This is a genomic window from Legionella rowbothamii, assembly GCF_900639985.1.
Lineage (GTDB): Bacteria > Pseudomonadota > Gammaproteobacteria > Legionellales > Legionellaceae > Legionella > Legionella rowbothamii.
In genome coordinates, this window is record NZ_CAAAIM010000001.1 from 435055 (window position 1) to 452195 (window position 17141).

Sequence of the window (17141 nt, forward strand, 5' to 3'; positions counted from 1 at the left end):
ATGAGGAGTAGGATGTTGTATCAAATTATTTTGTTTGATTTAGATGATACCTTAATTGATTTTGCGGCTGCAGAACAAATCGGTATACGTAAAATTCATGGCCAGTTTTATCCAACAACCCCTTACCCTCTCTTCGAACAACACTTTAAAAAATTGAATAATGAACTTTGGTCACGCGTTGGTGCCCAAGAAAATGGGCTGATGCCAAATGAGGTGCGGTTTTTACGTTTTAAACAATTAAATGAAGCCATCGAATGCACAACCTCCTCACATGAAGTTGCTGATGCTTATGAGCATTATCTGATTGACCATATTGAGTGGATTCCTAATGTTAGAAAAACCATTGAATTCCTGCATCAAAAAGGTCACATTTTAGGTATTATTACCAATGGATTTGCTGCATCTCAACTCAGGAAAAAAGAAAAATTTTCCCTCGAAAATTGGTTTGACTGTTTTGTGATTTCTGATGACGTTGGCTTCGCTAAGCCTAATAAGGAAATTTTCGACATTGCATTACAGAACCTTTCTTATACGCATAATCAACCCATTCACAGCTACCACAAAAACTCAATTCTAATGGTCGGTGACTCAATAATTAGCGATGGCCATGGAGCTAAAAATTTTGGAATTAACTATTGCCATGTTCATCATAGCCCCCCACAAACAACTAGCTTGGAAACAACTCTTGCCTATCACATCAACTCGGTAGCGAATTTGCCCAATTGTATTGGCTATGAAACAGAATATACGCTTTTTTTAAATTCATTATAAAACACATTGTCTTGAATATAGAGAGGGAGCTCTTAATTATGTATTTTTTATCCCCTCTGAGTTATTACATATAACCTTTAAAATGGAAGAAACATGACCAGTTTTTCAAGTGACTTGCAAAAAATAGCCAATAATGACCCTTCTTTTAAGCATTTTGAACCAGATTGGCTCATAAATGATGATAGAGCTCAGAGTTTAGCTTCCGCTTTAGTTAACAACAGCTCCCTGCTTCAGATTGATCTATGGGACCATCAGATTGGCGATGAAAATCTTGGAATATTAGCCAAAGCTTTGGAGGATCATGAAAAACTGTCCTCACTAAATTTGGGTAGCAATCAGATTACCGCAGTGGGAGCAGCATATGTAGGTGAATTAATAGAAAAAAATGAGGCATTAATATCCCTTACCCTTAAAAAAAATGACCTTAGCGGTGAGGGAGCCAAAGCAATTGCCAAAGGATTAGTAGTTAATTCGCAATTAAGTTCACTCAACATTGAACGTGCTGAGATTGATGATCATGGCGCTTTAGCATTGTTTGCAGCTTTAGAGGTTAATACCTCCCTTACTTTTCTTGATTTAAGTAATAATAAAATTAGTGACGCCTGCGTCCCGAGTATAATAATGATGCTTGGACAAAACAGTACATTAAGTTCCTTATATCTTAAAAGAAACTTTATTAGTCAGAAAAATCTTACGGAAATTGAACATTTATTGAACCGAAACCAAAAAATTTATAACCTTGCTCAAGAGGCTATCGACTTAATCAAACGTTTACCAGAGAACATACCTGACTCGGAGCAAAAAGGTACCTTTGACAATTTTAATAACGTTCTTAAACAAAAAGAACAAATTCAACTTGAAATTGAAACACTTTTTCCTGAGTCCGCGCTAATTTATCGAATTGAGGAGGTGTGGGCTCAAAAGCAAATTAGCATTATGGTTACAAACCCACAGATAAATATGCAGGCATCCGCGATTGAACTCTTTGACCTGCTAAATAAAAAACAAAAGCAGCTCCCTAAAAATCAGCAATGGCTCGAATCCATTATTCTGCATTATTTTTCAAGCATAGAACCTAATAGTGAATATACCCATAAAAAACTGTTACATTACCTTCTACAAACATCAATCAACGCAGATATGCAAACATTCATGGATCTTTGTATCTTCCATCATTTCAATCCTGAAGTAACCCACATCTTGAAGCCTAACCTAGTACAGCTAGTAACCTTATTACTTAGTAATCGAGAAGCTATTAAAACCCTGCGACAAGAAATCCGAAACATAAATAGGCTAATTTTAAATATCGCTGATCGCTTTTATGCAGAGGAGCAATCAAATAAAGAGTTTGAAATTAATATGCAAGTCATCGGAATGCTATTGGAACTACCACAAGAAAGTCCACAGGTGACTATTCAAGTGAACAGAGCACTTCTTCGTAGCCTAAATCTTTTTTTCTGCGCCGCACCTAATGCCGCCGATAGCTTTTACAGCCTATGGCATCAACTCTCACCTGAGAATACATTGTCCTCTAGAAATTTAGCAACAGAGGCAATCGCGAAAAAACTTTTAATTAAAAAATATAATAATCTAGTTTTACAACCAAGCCCCAACACTTATCAAAATCGATTTTTTATTCAGCAAGACGTAAAATCAATGAAGAAGCTAGATGCTGAGCCCGTACAAGAACAAAACCATGAACTAGAACAGGAACAACCTATTGGAATGAGACCATAAGAGTACTTATGTCTTGTAGGTTGGGCCCATGGCCCAACCTACAAGACATCAAGCAACACAAGAACTCCATATTGTGGCATGGGTCCAAACCTACAAAAATCATCATTAACTAAATAGCAGTCCCCCTCCCTTCCCCACAGAGAGAATTTGCCTCATCAAAAAACACACATTGATAAGTTCTAAAGCAGGCATCAGTTTGACTGATAATACAAGAACATTTACACCCTATACACAGAGTTATCCACAGTTTTTGTGGATAACTAATCTAATACGGAAAATAAGATAAATACCCTAAGATCCTTATAAAATAAGGGGATTGATACATGAAATTGAAAAGCTTAGGAATTAGAGGAGCTAAACTTAGATAGAGATATCCACAGGATTTTTTCACGGGTAACAAGCTACGACCCGTGTATCTTATCAAAGAAAAAAATAAAAAACAGTCTTGACTTGGTAAATTTTTAAAATTTTGCTCGAACAAGCAAAACGATTATTTTATTCTTGCAGTGGCTTACATCAGAGCCCAGAGATTAAGCACCAAGCCTTTTGATTAAAAATTGAATTATGTGTAAGCTAATTGATAAACTGAACAAATAGAAACTTACTCTTTAGTGCTCAACCAGAGGAAGCCACACTGAAGGCAGCTCCTCTTCATCGCTAAATCCGTGATTGAGGTTAGAAGCACGCACCACTGAGTTGCTTCATTTGATTCTTAATTGTAAAGAAATTCAGTACCCCAAAGATGCTGAGTTCGCTATGACGATTCGAGGAAAGTTATGCTAATTGACCTGAAACGCGAAGCTGATGCGCAACAATACGCGTCAAATAATCAAACTCTATATTAACCTGTTGTCCAGGCTTTAATGCAGACAATGTGGTATTTGCCGAAGTATGTGGGACTAACATTAATTTGATACTTCGATCCCCAACTGAATTGATAGTTAAACTAACCCCCTCAACCGTAATACTGCCTTTGGGAAGCAAGTACGCCATGGCAGCCTCCTGAAAGCCAGCTAATTCGACTTCCAGATACTCCTCAAGTTGATTAACCACTCGAACTGTTGCGATTGCATCCACATGCCCACTGACATAATGTCCACCAAAACGAGTGGAGGCCAGCATCGCTCGCTCTAAATTCACAAAGTGACCTGCAGTTAAATTTGCCAAGGTAGTCACATTTAATGTTTCTGGAGAGACATCAAAATGTAATTCGTTATTGTCTGTAGGTAATAGAGTTAAACAAACTCCGTTGACAGCAATACTTTCCCCTACTTGTAATTGCTCAAAAACAGGGGCAATGATAAGGCGGTTATCATTCTCCTTACGGAGATTGTTAAGCACCAGCCCTTTTTTTTCAATTATTCCAGTAAACATGACATCCTCGGTATTTTTAAATATGGATAGTCTAATTAGTTTTTCTAGTTTTCCAAGTCATTTGTTTATGTTTATGCATCATTTGTTGAACAGAGAATGCGCTTACCATATCAGGAAATGTAAACTTTGCATGAGTAATATCGCTCATAATTTGTTTTTTTAATGCATCAATTGATGAAAACTAAATTTCATCCCGTAATTTACTTAGAAAAGTCACTTCCAAAACCTCACCATACAAGTCGCCACAAAAATTAAATATATGCACCTCAAGTACATTTTTAGTGCAATTTTTTATGGTAGGTCGATCACCAATGCTTGCAACACCCAAGTAATAACTACTGTTTTTTCTTCGGACCATAACGCAATATATCCCCCTTAACATAGGATATAAATAATCTGCCTCCAGATTCGCTGTAGGAGTACCCCACAGGCGCCCCAGTTTATTGCCATGCTTAACTTCTCCCATAAAACTAAACGGCTCGTCGAGCATATGAGCAGCATGATGTGCTTTTATATTATGGATTACATCCTTATGCTGATTATATAAAGACTTCATTCGCGTCTCTCAGCTGTATTCATTTTATTCCCAACGTCTTACGATACCTGCATCCAGATCAAATAAATCGAGGGCTCTTCCTACACTATGATTAATAATGTCATCAACTGTCTCAGGTTTGTTATAAAATGCTGGCATTACAGGACAAACAATGGCTCCTTGTTGTGTTACTGAAACCATATTTTGTAAGTGTCCTAAATGTAAAGGAGATTCTCGGGTCATCAAAACCAATTTCCTTCTGTCTTTTAAAATAACGTCTGCAGCTCGCCCGATTAAGTTGGTACTAATTCCGTGAGCAATTTCTGCAAGTGTTTTCATCGAACAAGGAGCAACGATCATGCCTAAAGTTTTAAAGGAACCACTGGCAATATTGGCACCAATATCATTCCATGGATGATATACATCAGCCAGCTCCTTTAACTCAGAAACCGTTAAATTAGTTTCATATTCTCGCGTCAATTGAGCCGATTTACTCACAATTAAATGGGTTTCAACAGGAAGTTTTTTTAATATCTCTAAGAGTCTTATTCCATAAATGATACCTGAGGCACCACTAATCCCCACAACAATGCGCGACTTCTTTTCCATAGCTATCCTTCTAAATTAAATTACAGGGCAACAACCTAAGAATAGCAAGTTTTTTGTAAAATCAATTGCTTTCACAAAAAAAAAATTATAAAGAATCCTTAAAAGATTTTTATTTTTACCAAGAAAAAGAAAATAGCTTACTCCTATACTAAAGAGTGGCATTAAGCAACTAAAAGGGACGTATGATGAATAGTAAAGCAAATTCCGATTTAATTACACGAGCAAAAAAAATCAAATGTCTCATTTGTGATATTGATGGAGTATTAACTAAAGGAGAAATATTTATAGATAATAACGGTAATGATATGCGTGTTTTTTATGCACAGGATGGCACAGGTCTAGAAATGCTGATGGCCGCCGGTATTAAATTAGCAGTAATTACCAGCTCTGAAAATAATGTAATACACCAACGTATGAAGCAGATTGGGATTGATACCTATTTTACTGGACAAACTACTAAAAGAGGCGCTTATCAACGAATTAAAGAAGAATTTAAGTTCCACGATGAAGAGATAGCTTATATTGGCGATGACCTAACTGATCTTTGCATCATTAAACAAGTAGGCTTAGGAGTAGCTGTTCCCAATGCCGCATCCCAAGTGATTGACCGCGCTCATTTAATGACCCAAAAAAAAGGGGGAGAAGGTGCGGTACGTGAGCTTTGTGAGTTTATATTATTTGCTCAAGATAAGTTTGATAATGCCCTAGAGTTTTATTTAGCCTGATCGAACCCCTCGGTGGGTTCTATAGGCAAGGTATAAAACCCAAAGAATACCGCAAGTGCCGCAAGACCAAGAATATAAACAGAAAAGGAGGTTATTTGCTCACTAAAAAAAGAGGTAGCGAGAATGCTACTTAATAACGCGCTTACATTCATCCCTAATCCTGATAAGGAGATTTTAATACCCATGGGTTTATCATTGCATTCAATACATAAACGGTTAAAAACAGAATACCCTATTCCCAGCCCTAAATGAATTGGGAAAAGAAGAACAATAAGATTTAATAATTCATTGGAAGAAAAGCGAATAAAAAAAACACTAATCAAACTAAAAATGCCTACAATCGTTACACTTAAAGTAGATAGTCCTTTAAGTGAATACTTGCTTAGTAGCTTTTCCAATAATTGGCTACCAATAATAAACCCTATTAGCACCAATGCTTGAATAAAACCAAATGTAAAAACACTGTAGTTTAAGGTCTTAATAATAAAAAATGAACCACATACATTCCATGCTATCATTACTGCAAATAATGCTCCCCCAGCAACCATAGGTTTGAGAAAATCCCAATCAGTCAATGTGCTCCAATATTCCTCAGAGGCTTTTTCAAATGACCTATACTCTTGATGATTATTTGTTTCAGGCATGCAATAAAACAGTCCTATCAAAGCAAAAAAAGTCATCACAGCAAGAAAAATAAAGATGAATTCCCAATTTGCCAATTTCATAATTAAAGCGCCTAATAATGGACCTAAAGCGGGAGATAAAATGGTCACACTTCCTAACCACGCGATTCTTTTAATTGCCTCCTCCTGCTGATAGAAGCTATGAATCGTGCTAAAACCTGTAACCAGCATTGATGTTAGAGCAACCCCCTGTAAAAAACGTGCTAACAACAATATATTAAACCAGGGAATTACAACCATTAGAGAGGATGCAATAAAAAGTACACCTCCAAACAATAAGAGCGAGCGTCTTCCATAACGATCGGAAAGCACCCCCACGATCGGCTGTGATATTAAATTACCCAAAAAAAACAAAGTTAAGCTTAACTGTATTTTTTCTTGCGACACACCAAATTGATTCGCAATAGTGGGCATTGCAGGCAAATAAGCATCTATAGAAAGATACGTTGCCACCGTATAGATCACATAGAAAAAGGGAAAATACTTAATTAAACGTTGTGGCCTGTGATTACTCATAAAAAAATAATTCTTTTTTTTCACACAGTTAAAAAAGATCTTCTAGTATAAAAGATAAACGCTAAACAAAGAAGATAAAAATGATACATGAGCAATATCTGTTATATGCGTTAGGGGAGGCAATTAAAGGTAGAGGTTTTTGCTCCCCAAATCCAAGTGTTGGTGCAATTGCAGTAAGAAATAATAAAATTATAGCGCGAGATTATCATAAAGGAGCTGGAACGGCTCATGCTGAAGTGCTCGTATTTAAACAATTCCCTAAAAATACTGATAATGTAACACTCTATGTAAGCTTAGAACCCTGCAACCATTGGGGTAGAACACCTCCCTGTGTTGATGCAATCATCAATCATGGGATACGAGAAGTTTTTTATGCTTATAAGGATCCAAATCCTATAGTCAGAAACAATGATACCCCCATCATCTTAGAGCAGCATGGTATTAAAAGTACGTTCATTCAGTTAAACCAAGTAGATGAGTTTTATGAAAGTTACACATATTGGCGGCGTACTGGAAAACCATTTGTTACTGCTAAAATAGCCCAGACTCTAGATGGAAAAATTGCTGAGCCAAAGGGAAAACCATCCAAAATATCCAATGAACGCTGTGATGAATTTACACACGATCAACGTAAGAGAGCCGACGTCATCTTAACTTCAGCAAGGACGGTGAATAATGATAATCCCTTATTAAATGCACGTGTTGATCAGGAGACTCATGCAAAAATCATTGCCATTATCGATACGTATTATTCATTAAACGCGGATGCGCGTATTTTTACCAGCGCAAAGAAAATACATATTTTTTGTAGTAATGCTCCTAAACAAATTATTGACCGTGAGAACGTAACCTACCACGTTGTCGCATCAAATGAACATGGATTGAAGTTAGAGGATGTAATAACCCAATTAGGTACAATGGGTTATCATGATGTATGGGTTGAAGCAGGTGCTCGTATTTTTTCACAATTACATGAAGCCAACTTAATTGATAGAACCTACATCTACATTGCACCAAAAATACTTGGTGTTAATGCCCTTTCTAATTACACCAATAATTACTTTCAAGGATCTAAATCCGTTACTTGGCAAATGATGGGTAACAACATCATGCTACGAATGGATTGGAGGTGATATTTATCAATATTGGATCAATGTAAAACCATGACCATAAATCATAAGAGTTTCTCTATTTTTATTATTAATACTTAGGATGAGGAAGAATAAAATGGCCGATACATTTGCATCAGTTGAAAAAGCAATCGCCGCATATAAAGCTGGAAAAATGATTATTTTAATGGACGATGAAGATCGGGAAAATGAAGGTGATTTATGCATCGCAGCGGAATTCGCGACACCAGAAATGGTTAATTTTATGGCAACTTATGGACGAGGATTAATTTGCCTGGCAATGGATGGTTCAATCATCGATAAATTTAATTTGCCAATGATGGTTGATCGCAATGGCTCACCTTTTGGTACTGCATTTACGATCTCAATCGAAGCAACAACGGGAGTAACCACAGGTATTTCAGCCTATGATCGAGCACGTACAATCCAAGTGGCAATCGCCCCAGAGAGCACCGCAGCAGATCTGATTTCTCCAGGACATATATTCCCATTACGTGCAAAAGATCGAGGCGTTCTGGAACGTATAGGTCATACTGAGGGAAGTGTTGATTTTGCAAAATTAGCAGGATTAACTCCAGCTTCTGTGATTTGTGAAATTATGAACCCTGATGGAACAATGAGTCGGCGGGATACTCTTGTTGAGTTTGCACAAAAGCATGACTTGGTTATGGTTACTATAAAAGCCTTAATTAATTACCGAATTCGCCATGAAAAGCTCGTTGAATCTCAAGCAACGGTTCACATGCCTTTACATGGATATAATGGTTTTTCCATTAATGTATTTACAAATCATTTAGATAAAATGGAGCATTTCGAACTTTATAAAAAAGAACGTGATCCTAGTAAGCCAACTTTAGTCCGCATCCATTCAGAATGTATTACAGGTGATGTTTTAGGTTCCTGTCGGTGTGATTGTGGTACACAACTTGAATATTCAATGGGAAAACTTGATGAGGAAGGTGGAATTCTCATTTATCTACGCCAAGAAGGACGTGGAATAGGCCTAGTTAATAAACTTAAAGCCTATGCGCTTCAGGATAAAGGAGTTGATACTGTAGAAGCCAACCTTCAGCTTGGTTTACCTGTCGACAACCGTGACTATGCCATCGCCTATCAAATCCTTCGTCTACACGGGATAAATAGTATTCGTCTCATGACAAACAACCCTTTAAAAATAATTGCATTAGAAAAATACGGTATGGAAGTGAGTGAACGTGTTCCTGTGATTATAAAGCCAACTGAAGAAAACCTTTTTTATCTAACAACTAAAAAAGAGAGGTTAGGACATTTACTTTAAAAATAGGATTAGCCCTAAGAGCAAAGTTATGTCTTACATAATACCTTATCAAGGAAAAGAAAATGAAAGTCTATAAAAATACGGAGATGACTGGAGTAGTAAAATCCTTTCCAATTGCTGTAATAGTTAGTTTATTTAATCGTGATATTACTCAACCCTTACAAGATGGTGCCATTGAGCACTTAAAAAAGCGCGGCTTCAAAGATGAGGACATTTGTGTGGTTGAAGTACCTGGCGCCATTGAAATCCCCTATTTCGCACGTGTGTTAGCGGCTACAAAACGCTATGAAGCCATTATTGCTCTTGGCTCTATTGTTCATGGAGAAACAAATCATTATACCTGGGTCGGACCACAGGTAAGCCGTGATTGTTTTGATGTTTCCAAGGAATTCAACATACCAGTAATTTTTGGCGTATTAACTACAGAGCATACCTCTCAAGCATGGGATGCATTAGGCGGAAAATTCGGTCATAAAGGTGTAAATTGCGTAGATTATGCAATTACCATGCACCATTTGTCCCAACAAATTAACGCAGACAAATAATTGTCATCAAAGCATTTTAAAATGCTAAGTGAGAGAATCATGCAAAATATGGCTATGACATCAGATGCCTCCCCCGTAGACTCATTTCCTGTTGCATTAGTTGTCAGTATGTTTAATAGGGACATCACAAACGAGCTTCAAGATGGAGTTATCTCGCAACTATTAAAACGTGGTTTCAACAAAAAAGATATTATAGTTTTTGAAGTACCAGGTGCCGTTGAAATTCCTTTAATAGCTAAACGCTTGGCAATTCAAAGAAAAGCCCAATCAATTATTACATTAGGTTCGGTTATTCGCGGTGACACGAGTCATTACGATTTGGTATGTGATGTTGTGAGCCACGGTTGCATGCAGGTGTGACATACCTGTTATTTTTGGCTTATTAACCACGGAAAACGAAGAACAAGCCTGGGATCGACTTGGTGGTAAATATGGGCATAAAGGTGTGGAACTAGCAAACACCGCCATCATGATGTACAAGCTACTTCATAGTATCTCTATGTGAGTAGTACCAATGAGCAATAAAACAGTACATGAGTTCAAGGTAACTATGTTTTGTACTGGAAGCCGCGAGTTATAAGATTTGGAGAATTAATTATGGCCACAATAGAAAATAAAGTTACCGAGCTACTCCAGGGATTCTCCAAATTGAACTCGGAACAACGTTTTGCCCGCTTACAGGAGTTAGGTGTACTTACCACAGAAGACGTGGCCTACTTATTAAATGGAGGTGTTCGCGATTTGGAGTTAGCCGATAAATTAATTGAAAACTCCATTGGCTATTTTCAACTTCCATTAGGTGTCGCCACAAATTTTTGTATTGATGGCAAAGATTATGTGATTCCACTCGCAGTAGAGGAAACATCCATTATCGCAGCTTTATCTAAAACAGCCAAATGGGTTCGGCAACAGGGTAAAATAGAAACGAAAGTTGAAGGTACATGCATCATAGGACAAATCCAATTAGCCAACGTAAACGATGTTGCGTTTTTCACTCAAATTTTTGCACAACATCGTGAATCATTAATTGATTCTGCAAATAAAAATGTCGCATCCAGCATGGTAAAACGTGGTGGGGGGGTCATTGATTTAATCCTTCGTCACAGGGTACGTGATGATGGAGGCAATATGATGATTGTGCACTTGCTATTTAATAGTTGCGACGCCATGGGAGCAAATTTGATTAATCAGGTATTAGAATATCTTAAAGACCCTATAGAGCGCTTAACTAATGAAAAAGTAACCATGTGCGTTTTATCCAACCTAAATGATCAAAAACTAACTACAGCGATAGTTACTTTAGAACAGGTTGGCGATGAACTGGGGTATAATTTACAAGAAGCCTCTATTTTTGCAGAAACAGATGCATATCGTGCAGCAACCCATAATAAAGGAGTCATGAATGGGATAGATCCCATATTGATTGCTACGGGCAACGATTGGCGTGCTGTGGAGGCCGGCATGCATGCTTATGCCTGCCGCAATGGCTCCTACCAAGCAATAACCCGTTGGCGTTACAATGATGGAGTTTTAACTGGCGAATTAACCGCTCCTATTATTGTAGGTACTGTTGGGGGAGTAACCTCTTTGCATCCCACTGCAAAATTCTGCTTAAATATGATGAAAATTAACTCAGCTAATGAATTATCTCGGGTGATTGCTGCTGTGGGCTTAATACAAAATTTAGGCGCGATTACCGCATTATGTACCAACGGTATTGTGCAAGGACATATGAAACTACATATTAATAATCTGGTACTCGCAGTAGGAGCGACTTACGAGGAAAGCCAACTATTAAAAAAAGAATTGCAAAATTGGCTTAGCACCAATAAACGCGTTAGTTTGAGCAATGCTCAAGAACTATTAATAAAAATTAGGGCGCCTAAGGAACATTAATCCCTAAAAATAAGGAGCATTTCATGTTTAATAACTCTTCTGTGGTACCTCCTGAAAACCCTTTTTGGCAATTTTCATTATCTATTTATGGTGATTCCAATATTCAGGAAGCCTGCCATGTCTTTCAGGATACCGATTCGGCTAACGTTAATTTAGTCTTGTTTGCATATTGGCTTGGCTATGCCGTACAAGATATCAGCCATGAAGAATTTACACGCGCATGCGCCAGTGTCGCGATCTGGAATGAAGAAATAACTAAAAATCTGCGCAACGTACGTATTCTATTGAAAGAAATAAGCGAAAATGACTGGATAAAAAGTTTTTACTCACAAGTACTTACTAATGAAATTATTTCTGAATCATATCAACAGGAATTATTATACAGTCAAGTCAAGGACCGTTTAAAAGAAAGAACCATGCCCAATAATGCAATGTCCTCACAATACCTATACTGGCTTTTTAGTGATGCGGGCCATGAAATTCATCAACCACTTAAGATAAGAATCGAGCACTTTATCAAAATAATTAGTGATAAATTAGGTGGCATACAAAAATCGTAAGATAACATGGAGAAAAGTTGTGAAAATCACCCTTATCGGTCTTGGAAAAATAATGTAATAAAAATATGTATGAATTATATGTTGGTTTCCGCTATAGAAACGATGGGAGAACTTTATGCCTTTGCAGAAAAAAGCGAAGTAGATACCTCCATTGTGAGCACTATGCTCCACTCAATTTATGGCCACCCTACATTCCAAACTTTATGTAGATAAAATTAAAAACCGTGATTTTGACGACGTGAATTTTGACTTACATGGAGAATTTAAAGACATTAGCCTTTTCCAACAAGCGTTCACCAATATGGGTATAGTTCCTGCAATTGGCAATGTAATTAAAGATAAATTTATCATTGCCTTAGCGCATCAAATGGGTGAAAAGGATTGGTCAGCGGTAACGGACATCACGCGGATGCAAACTAATATATAGACGTGAGTTTTAGTCTGGCTGCAAACTAATAACTTGCTTAGTATTTGGCTCGAAAATATTATTTGACATAGAAGGCCAATTACCGTGACTTGACCACTGTATCCATAAGTTCGAAGTGACAGGCAAGATAAATCTGGATGCTGCGATCAAGCCACGGTAATTCGAGCATATTATTTGATAAAACTCTTAAGTAGTGCGCTTTAATTGCAAGTAACCTAATTACATTTAAATTAGAAAAAAAAACCACATATAAAACAAAAACAATCTAATCTGCCTCATTAATAATCTCTTAAGGCTTCTCTGTTAAAATAATCTCCAACACTTGTTTTCTCTATTCGCTGTTGAGGTATAAGTAATGAAAGCTAATCATAGGGTTGCACAGTTTACTATCAATTATATTTGTTCTTGTCTTTTAGTTTGCAAGATTTCTACCACAAAAGATTTAGGCGAACGATTTGATGACCTGATTGCACAAATCAACCAAAACCCTGATATTTTTAAAGGCTTATCAAAAAAACAAGCGCATCATATATTAAAAGTAGCAATTGATGTTTATAACGATGTAAATGCATTAAAGATTCGTTTTACTCCTGAATTAATTAATTTCTGGGCAGCCCAAAACGACACGCCCGTACCACATGCCTTGGTAAATATTCCTACTGATGATGATTTATCCAGAGTAACGTGCAGTTATGATCGTTTATCTCAGGCACATCAAATAAAAAAAACGGTACAAGCAAGCATTCCCAGTTTATTAGAAAAAAAAGACTATGCGGTTTTCTCACACATTATTATTGGAACAGGTGATACGGGCACTACCCTTTGGCTGGAAAAATATAAAGAATATCATGGAACCACAACAGCTCTATTAGAAGATAACCAGCTTCCACCAGTATTGATGCTCGGCAATGGCAGCGGTAGTTGGAAACATAACTATACCCTTGCACAGCCACAAAATATCCTTGAACGTGCACAAACAAACGAAAATCCATCAGCTTATTTATCAACGAACTACTATTTAAATAATCCCTATGCTAATGGGCGCCATGTGTATCAAGCAAACCAAGTGAACCTGGCAAAAACTCAAGCCCCATTAATGCACGCTACCGTGCTAAAAATAGAGAAAAAAGAAAATCATTTAAACGACTGGGCTGATGATGCTTTAAGTCAGGACTATCGTGTATTCATTGAGGTTGCTGGTGCAGTAAAAACACTGTACTCGAGTGAACTTAATATCTGTACAGGCCTTGGCCCTGCTCGAAATGCCATTGCTGGCAAACTACTTTCTCGCGAAGAATTTAAACGATTAAATACCTGGGATAACACAAAGAAATTTACTCCTATAGTCGATGGTAACCAATTCATATTAACGGGCACTGAGGAACAAGGCACTGGACCAAGAACCATTGTCATTTACGGTGGGGGTGGAACTGCAGCAGCAGTGTATCGAAAAGGGTTCTTTGGTAATGATGTTCGTACTGAAGGCCGTGAATTTAGTACCACAAATCAATCCAACACAGTCTTTTGGATTGCCAAACAATTCGATAAAGCAGGTACGGGTAAATTAGCAACCACAGCTTTAAAAACAGCAAAAGAGCGAGGTGAGTTATTACAAGGCGAGCTCATTGAAGTTACTCAAGAATCTAATGGAAAATTAGTCCTGATATTCAAAAAAATGGACTCCAGTACCGATGAAATATTTGAAACTGAATGCGATCAGTTGGTCTATTCAATTGGCCAGGATGACAGTGCGATGAAACAAGTCTATGCAGAAATTGAGCCCACCTTGGTTCCTACGTTTGATAACTATGGAATGATACTTAATATCAGCTCACCTGATGGAAAAGTAGTGTTCTTTGGAGCTGCAGCCATGGCTATTCGCGAAACAGAATATTCAAAAGAAACATGGAAATGGTTGCACCAAGAAAACATTGGTGGTGACGTAGGTCCAGGCTCAATGCCTCCTTCACGAGCACAAATTAAGCGTTATAACTTTTTGAAGGGGATTCAGCCAGAAAGCATCAATGCCAATATGGATAGCCAACATTTAATTATTCAATACCTTGAAAATGCAGGTGCTGGCCATTCGGATGCCATAAGTTTTGTTCATGATTTACTTGAAGCACGAAAACATAGTACCGCAGGTTGCAAACGCGATGTACTTGAGATGTTATTAGTACAACATAATATTCATGATTTCATTGAAATTCATGGACACGGACATTTAGTTCACAAAAAACTTGATGCGATACCTACGGTGGAAGTGCCACAAACCAAGCCAGCTCATTCGCTCTTATCCTGGTTGAAGAAGGATAAAAAGAAAACGGGGGATGCAAATGTTCTCCTCTCTACTGTTGATGCGCCACAAACAAACATGGAAGATTCTTCAAAAGATACTGGACAAGCTCAATCGACTACCATCAAAATATACTCATAGATTTGTTGAATCTCCTGAATAGTGGACAATACTTCATTCAGGAGTCCCTCTTTGCATTAAGATGGTATAAATAGGACTTCAATATGATACCCCCCCATAGGTTTTATCAATTAACTAAACTTGAGGAATTCTACAAAGAAAAACTCTATCAGGCCTGGAAAAAAAGTAAACAATACAACAGCCCCGAATTAATTGAAGCGCTCATCAAGGAATATGATACAGAAATAATATTCAAACTCGCCTTAACTAATTCAGAATTTAATGAGGTGTGTAAATCACCTAACTTAGAGCCACATTGGATTAATCTTTGGCGCTTATGTGGTACTAATCCGAGGGAAGAGGCAGAAGAAAACAATGAGCCTATTCAAGAATTCTCTCCTATGCTTACGGTATCTTCCTGTTTTGAGTTATTAAAAGGTTATTATCTCTATCAGCGCTATCTCACTTTAGTTGACATGGAGGGAGACTTATCAGAAGAAGAGCTCACTGATGCTAAAAAGCTATTACTGGCATCAGCCGATTGCGGATGTTTTTTTGCTATGAATGCTTTATGTCGGGAAGGACTTTTAACATTAAAAGAAGCCTTCCGTGAAGACACCGCCTTACTCGTTTTTCATTATGCAACCCTTGCAGCCGAGCTCTATTTAGCCCCGGGGTATTTATTGCTGGGATCTGTATGCCAAGAACTGATACGCTATAAAGATAATACGGATTGGACGCCCTCTCAGCTTGCACAATTGGCTTTTCAATCTTATACAATGGCAAAATACTTAGAGCCAATATCTGGCCCAATGCTTAACAATGCATATCAAGGACAATCATTAACAGAGGCTAGCAAGGGAGCATTTTCAACCTTTTTTAAAGCACAATTAAGAATGCAAGAACATTTAAGATTAAGCCCGGAAGAAGTCAACAAGTTGACGGCTAAAGCCAAAATTGAAGCAAATAGAATTGAAGCTTATTATATAGAAAAAAGAGAACTAAAACAAAAAGGTGGCGACCATGATATTAATCCGCCACACAAATTTTTAAATTAATAAATAGCTATTTCATCATTACAAACAGTGATAGGCAATAGATCGAAGCACTAAACCCTGGTTTGCTTCAGTTCGTCCGCAATAAAGATTGAGTTTAAGCTCAAATATAATATGCTCAATTATTAATTTATACGCGTTATTGCAAGGAACATGATAAAGCAACCCAAAGGTTCGGGGCACGGCCCCTTTAGTGCTTCGCTTTTTGATGAGGACGAAGGGATTTCATTGACAAAGAATGCTCAAACATTATCCCGCCAATAGTAAAGGACCGCGCGATAAAATTTATTTATCAAGTGGATAATCCGAGTCAATCCAGCCTTGCAACCCAGTATCTAACGAATACACCTGAGAATATCCCATCTTCTGCAGACTTTCAGCAACCAAAGCACAGCGAAACCCACCACTGCAATAAACAATTATTTGTTGTTGCATATCGGGGATCTTTTTCTCAATATCTCGCTCAATAATTCCACGACCTAAATGGATGGCTGTAGGGATATGTCCGGAAGTCCACTCATGATCTTCACGCACATCGATTACATGGATGTTTTCATGATTATCCAATTTTTCTTTTAATTTTTGGGGATTAATTTCCTTAATATGCTTTTTAGATTCAGCTACAAGCGCTAAAAATCCTGAGGCATGTTGTTTCATTTTATTATTCCTTATGTTTAAACAAGTTTCTTATTGTAGACCAAAAAGCGACAATAAAAATAACTATGGTAAATAATAAAACTGCAATAACCATTTCAACTATTGCAAAATTTAAGGCATCACGTGCCACAAACCAGCTAGCTAGTGAACCTGAAATGACTAAAAGCAATTTGATAATCCATTCAACCATTTATATACTCCATTTCAG

At 37.4% G+C, this 17141-nt stretch carries 17 protein-coding genes and 1 pseudogene; 12 read left to right on the plus strand and 6 right to left on the minus strand.

What is annotated here, in order from left to right; translation table 11 throughout:
- Nucleotides 1-12: 12 nt before the first annotated feature.
- Together E1P08_RS01810 and E1P08_RS01815 are read left to right on the plus strand one after the other, a co-directional pair.
- Complete coding sequence (locus E1P08_RS01810; protein ID WP_133135309.1) at nucleotides 13-771, plus strand: HAD family hydrolase; 759 nt, start codon at nucleotides 13-15, stop codon at nucleotides 769-771.
- A gap of 93 nt (nucleotides 772-864) precedes the next feature.
- Nucleotides 865-2508, plus strand: coding sequence for a leucine-rich repeat domain-containing protein (locus E1P08_RS01815; RefSeq protein ID WP_133135310.1), 1644 nt, complete (start codon nucleotides 865-867; stop codon nucleotides 2506-2508).
- A gap of 774 nt (nucleotides 2509-3282) precedes the next feature.
- Here the strand turns inward: E1P08_RS01815 and E1P08_RS01820 are convergent.
- The 3 genes from E1P08_RS01820 to E1P08_RS01830 all read right to left on the minus strand — a co-directional run bounded on the left by E1P08_RS01820 (nucleotide 3283) and on the right by E1P08_RS01830 (nucleotide 5026).
- Nucleotides 3283-3882, minus strand: coding sequence for a riboflavin synthase (locus E1P08_RS01820; RefSeq protein WP_133135311.1), 600 nt, complete (start codon nucleotides 3880-3882; stop codon nucleotides 3283-3285).
- Nucleotides 3883-4063: 181 nt separating this feature from the next.
- The gene (locus E1P08_RS01825; protein ID WP_133135312.1) at nucleotides 4064-4438 is read right to left on the minus strand and encodes a riboflavin kinase; all 375 of its coding nucleotides are present in this window, start codon (nucleotides 4436-4438) and stop codon (nucleotides 4064-4066) included.
- A 24-nt stretch (nucleotides 4439-4462) separates the two neighbouring features.
- On the minus strand, nucleotides 4463-5026 hold the full coding sequence (locus tag E1P08_RS01830) for a UbiX family flavin prenyltransferase (RefSeq protein WP_133135313.1): 564 nt from the start codon (nucleotides 5024-5026) through the stop codon (nucleotides 4463-4465).
- Nucleotides 5027-5208: 182 nt separating this feature from the next.
- On the opposite strand from E1P08_RS01830, the gene E1P08_RS01835 reads away from it, so the two are divergent.
- Complete coding sequence (locus E1P08_RS01835) at nucleotides 5209-5751, plus strand: KdsC family phosphatase (RefSeq protein WP_242602341.1); 543 nt, start codon at nucleotides 5209-5211, stop codon at nucleotides 5749-5751.
- On the opposite strand, the gene E1P08_RS01840 is transcribed toward E1P08_RS01835, so the two are convergent.
- Nucleotides 5739-6950: an MFS transporter gene (locus E1P08_RS01840; protein ID WP_133135314.1), complete on the minus strand. Its 1212-nt coding sequence runs from the start codon at nucleotides 6948-6950 to the stop codon at nucleotides 5739-5741. The genes E1P08_RS01835 and E1P08_RS01840 overlap by 13 nt on opposite strands.
- Before the next feature lie 80 nt (nucleotides 6951-7030).
- Between E1P08_RS01840 and ribD the strand changes: the two genes are divergently transcribed.
- From ribD to E1P08_RS01885, 9 genes and pseudogenes are all read left to right on the plus strand, one after another.
- Nucleotides 7031-8083 (plus strand): bifunctional diaminohydroxyphosphoribosylaminopyrimidine deaminase/5-amino-6-(5-phosphoribosylamino)uracil reductase RibD, encoded by a 1053-nt coding sequence (gene ribD, locus E1P08_RS01845; protein WP_242602342.1) that lies wholly within the window; start codon nucleotides 7031-7033, stop codon nucleotides 8081-8083.
- Between the two features lie 94 nt (nucleotides 8084-8177).
- A complete protein-coding gene (gene ribB, locus E1P08_RS01850; RefSeq protein WP_133135315.1) occupies nucleotides 8178-9377 on the plus strand; it encodes a 3,4-dihydroxy-2-butanone-4-phosphate synthase in 1200 nt (399 codons plus the stop codon).
- Nucleotides 9378-9439: 62 nt separating this feature from the next.
- Nucleotides 9440-9922 (plus strand): 6,7-dimethyl-8-ribityllumazine synthase, encoded by a 483-nt coding sequence (gene ribH, locus E1P08_RS01855; RefSeq protein WP_133135316.1) that lies wholly within the window; start codon nucleotides 9440-9442, stop codon nucleotides 9920-9922.
- 108 nt (nucleotides 9923-10030) lie between these two features.
- Nucleotides 10031-10427: pseudogene (gene ribH / locus E1P08_RS01860) on the plus strand (6,7-dimethyl-8-ribityllumazine synthase).
- A gap of 92 nt (nucleotides 10428-10519) precedes the next feature.
- A complete protein-coding gene (locus tag E1P08_RS01865) occupies nucleotides 10520-11818 on the plus strand; it encodes a hydroxymethylglutaryl-CoA reductase, degradative (RefSeq protein WP_133135317.1) in 1299 nt (432 codons plus the stop codon).
- Between the two features lie 23 nt (nucleotides 11819-11841).
- Complete coding sequence (locus E1P08_RS01870) at nucleotides 11842-12378, plus strand: TIGR02444 family protein (RefSeq protein WP_133135318.1); 537 nt, start codon at nucleotides 11842-11844, stop codon at nucleotides 12376-12378.
- Between the two features lie 178 nt (nucleotides 12379-12556).
- The gene (locus E1P08_RS17315; protein ID WP_207387328.1) at nucleotides 12557-12805 is read left to right on the plus strand and encodes an NAD(P)-binding domain-containing protein; all 249 of its coding nucleotides are present in this window, start codon (nucleotides 12557-12559) and stop codon (nucleotides 12803-12805) included.
- A 355-nt stretch (nucleotides 12806-13160) separates the two neighbouring features.
- On the plus strand, nucleotides 13161-15242 hold the full coding sequence (locus E1P08_RS01880) for a hypothetical protein (protein WP_133135319.1): 2082 nt from the start codon (nucleotides 13161-13163) through the stop codon (nucleotides 15240-15242).
- 83 nt (nucleotides 15243-15325) lie between these two features.
- Nucleotides 15326-16279 (plus strand): DUF5630 domain-containing protein, encoded by a 954-nt coding sequence (locus E1P08_RS01885; RefSeq protein WP_133135320.1) that lies wholly within the window; start codon nucleotides 15326-15328, stop codon nucleotides 16277-16279.
- 282 nt (nucleotides 16280-16561) lie between these two features.
- Here the strand turns inward: E1P08_RS01885 and E1P08_RS01890 are convergent, their stop codons facing one another.
- Together E1P08_RS01890 and E1P08_RS01895 are read right to left on the minus strand one after the other, a co-directional pair.
- Nucleotides 16562-16933: a rhodanese-like domain-containing protein gene (locus E1P08_RS01890; protein ID WP_133135321.1), complete on the minus strand. Its 372-nt coding sequence runs from the start codon at nucleotides 16931-16933 to the stop codon at nucleotides 16562-16564.
- A gap of 4 nt (nucleotides 16934-16937) precedes the next feature.
- Nucleotides 16938-17123 carry a hypothetical protein gene (locus E1P08_RS01895; protein WP_133135322.1) on the minus strand — a complete coding sequence of 62 codons (186 nt, stop codon included), beginning with the start codon at nucleotides 17121-17123 and terminating at the stop codon, nucleotides 16938-16940.
- Nucleotides 17124-17141 lie beyond the last annotated feature (18 nt).

Bases quoted from the DNA above. Each gene is read 5' to 3' on its own strand.
- E1P08_RS01810 (WP_133135309.1), top strand. From the start codon at position 13: ATGTTGTATCAAATTATTTTGTTTGATTTAGATGATACCTTAATTGAT.
- E1P08_RS01815 (WP_133135310.1), top strand. From the start codon at position 865: ATGACCAGTTTTTCAAGTGACTTGCAAAAAATAGCCAATAATGACCCT.
- E1P08_RS01820 (WP_133135311.1), bottom strand. From the start codon at position 3,882: ATGTTTACTGGAATAATTGAAAAAAAAGGGCTGGTGCTTAACAATCTC.
- E1P08_RS01825 (WP_133135312.1), bottom strand. From the start codon at position 4,438: ATGAAGTCTTTATATAATCAGCATAAGGATGTAATCCATAATATAAAA.
- E1P08_RS01830 (WP_133135313.1), bottom strand. From the start codon at position 5,026: ATGGAAAAGAAGTCGCGCATTGTTGTGGGGATTAGTGGTGCCTCAGGT.
- E1P08_RS01835 (WP_242602341.1), top strand. From the start codon at position 5,209: ATGATGAATAGTAAAGCAAATTCCGATTTAATTACACGAGCAAAAAAA.
- E1P08_RS01840 (WP_133135314.1), bottom strand. From the start codon at position 6,950: ATGAGTAATCACAGGCCACAACGTTTAATTAAGTATTTTCCCTTTTTC.
- ribD (WP_242602342.1), top strand. From the start codon at position 7,031: ATGATACATGAGCAATATCTGTTATATGCGTTAGGGGAGGCAATTAAA.
- ribB (WP_133135315.1), top strand. From the start codon at position 8,178: ATGGCCGATACATTTGCATCAGTTGAAAAAGCAATCGCCGCATATAAA.
- ribH (WP_133135316.1), top strand. From the start codon at position 9,440: ATGAAAGTCTATAAAAATACGGAGATGACTGGAGTAGTAAAATCCTTT.
- E1P08_RS01865 (WP_133135317.1), top strand. From the start codon at position 10,520: ATGGCCACAATAGAAAATAAAGTTACCGAGCTACTCCAGGGATTCTCC.
- E1P08_RS01870 (WP_133135318.1), top strand. From the start codon at position 11,842: ATGTTTAATAACTCTTCTGTGGTACCTCCTGAAAACCCTTTTTGGCAA.
- E1P08_RS17315 (WP_207387328.1), top strand. From the start codon at position 12,557: ATGGCCACCCTACATTCCAAACTTTATGTAGATAAAATTAAAAACCGT.
- E1P08_RS01880 (WP_133135319.1), top strand. From the start codon at position 13,161: ATGAAAGCTAATCATAGGGTTGCACAGTTTACTATCAATTATATTTGT.
- E1P08_RS01885 (WP_133135320.1), top strand. From the start codon at position 15,326: ATGATACCCCCCCATAGGTTTTATCAATTAACTAAACTTGAGGAATTC.
- E1P08_RS01890 (WP_133135321.1), bottom strand. From the start codon at position 16,933: ATGAAACAACATGCCTCAGGATTTTTAGCGCTTGTAGCTGAATCTAAA.
- E1P08_RS01895 (WP_133135322.1), bottom strand. From the start codon at position 17,123: ATGGTTGAATGGATTATCAAATTGCTTTTAGTCATTTCAGGTTCACTA.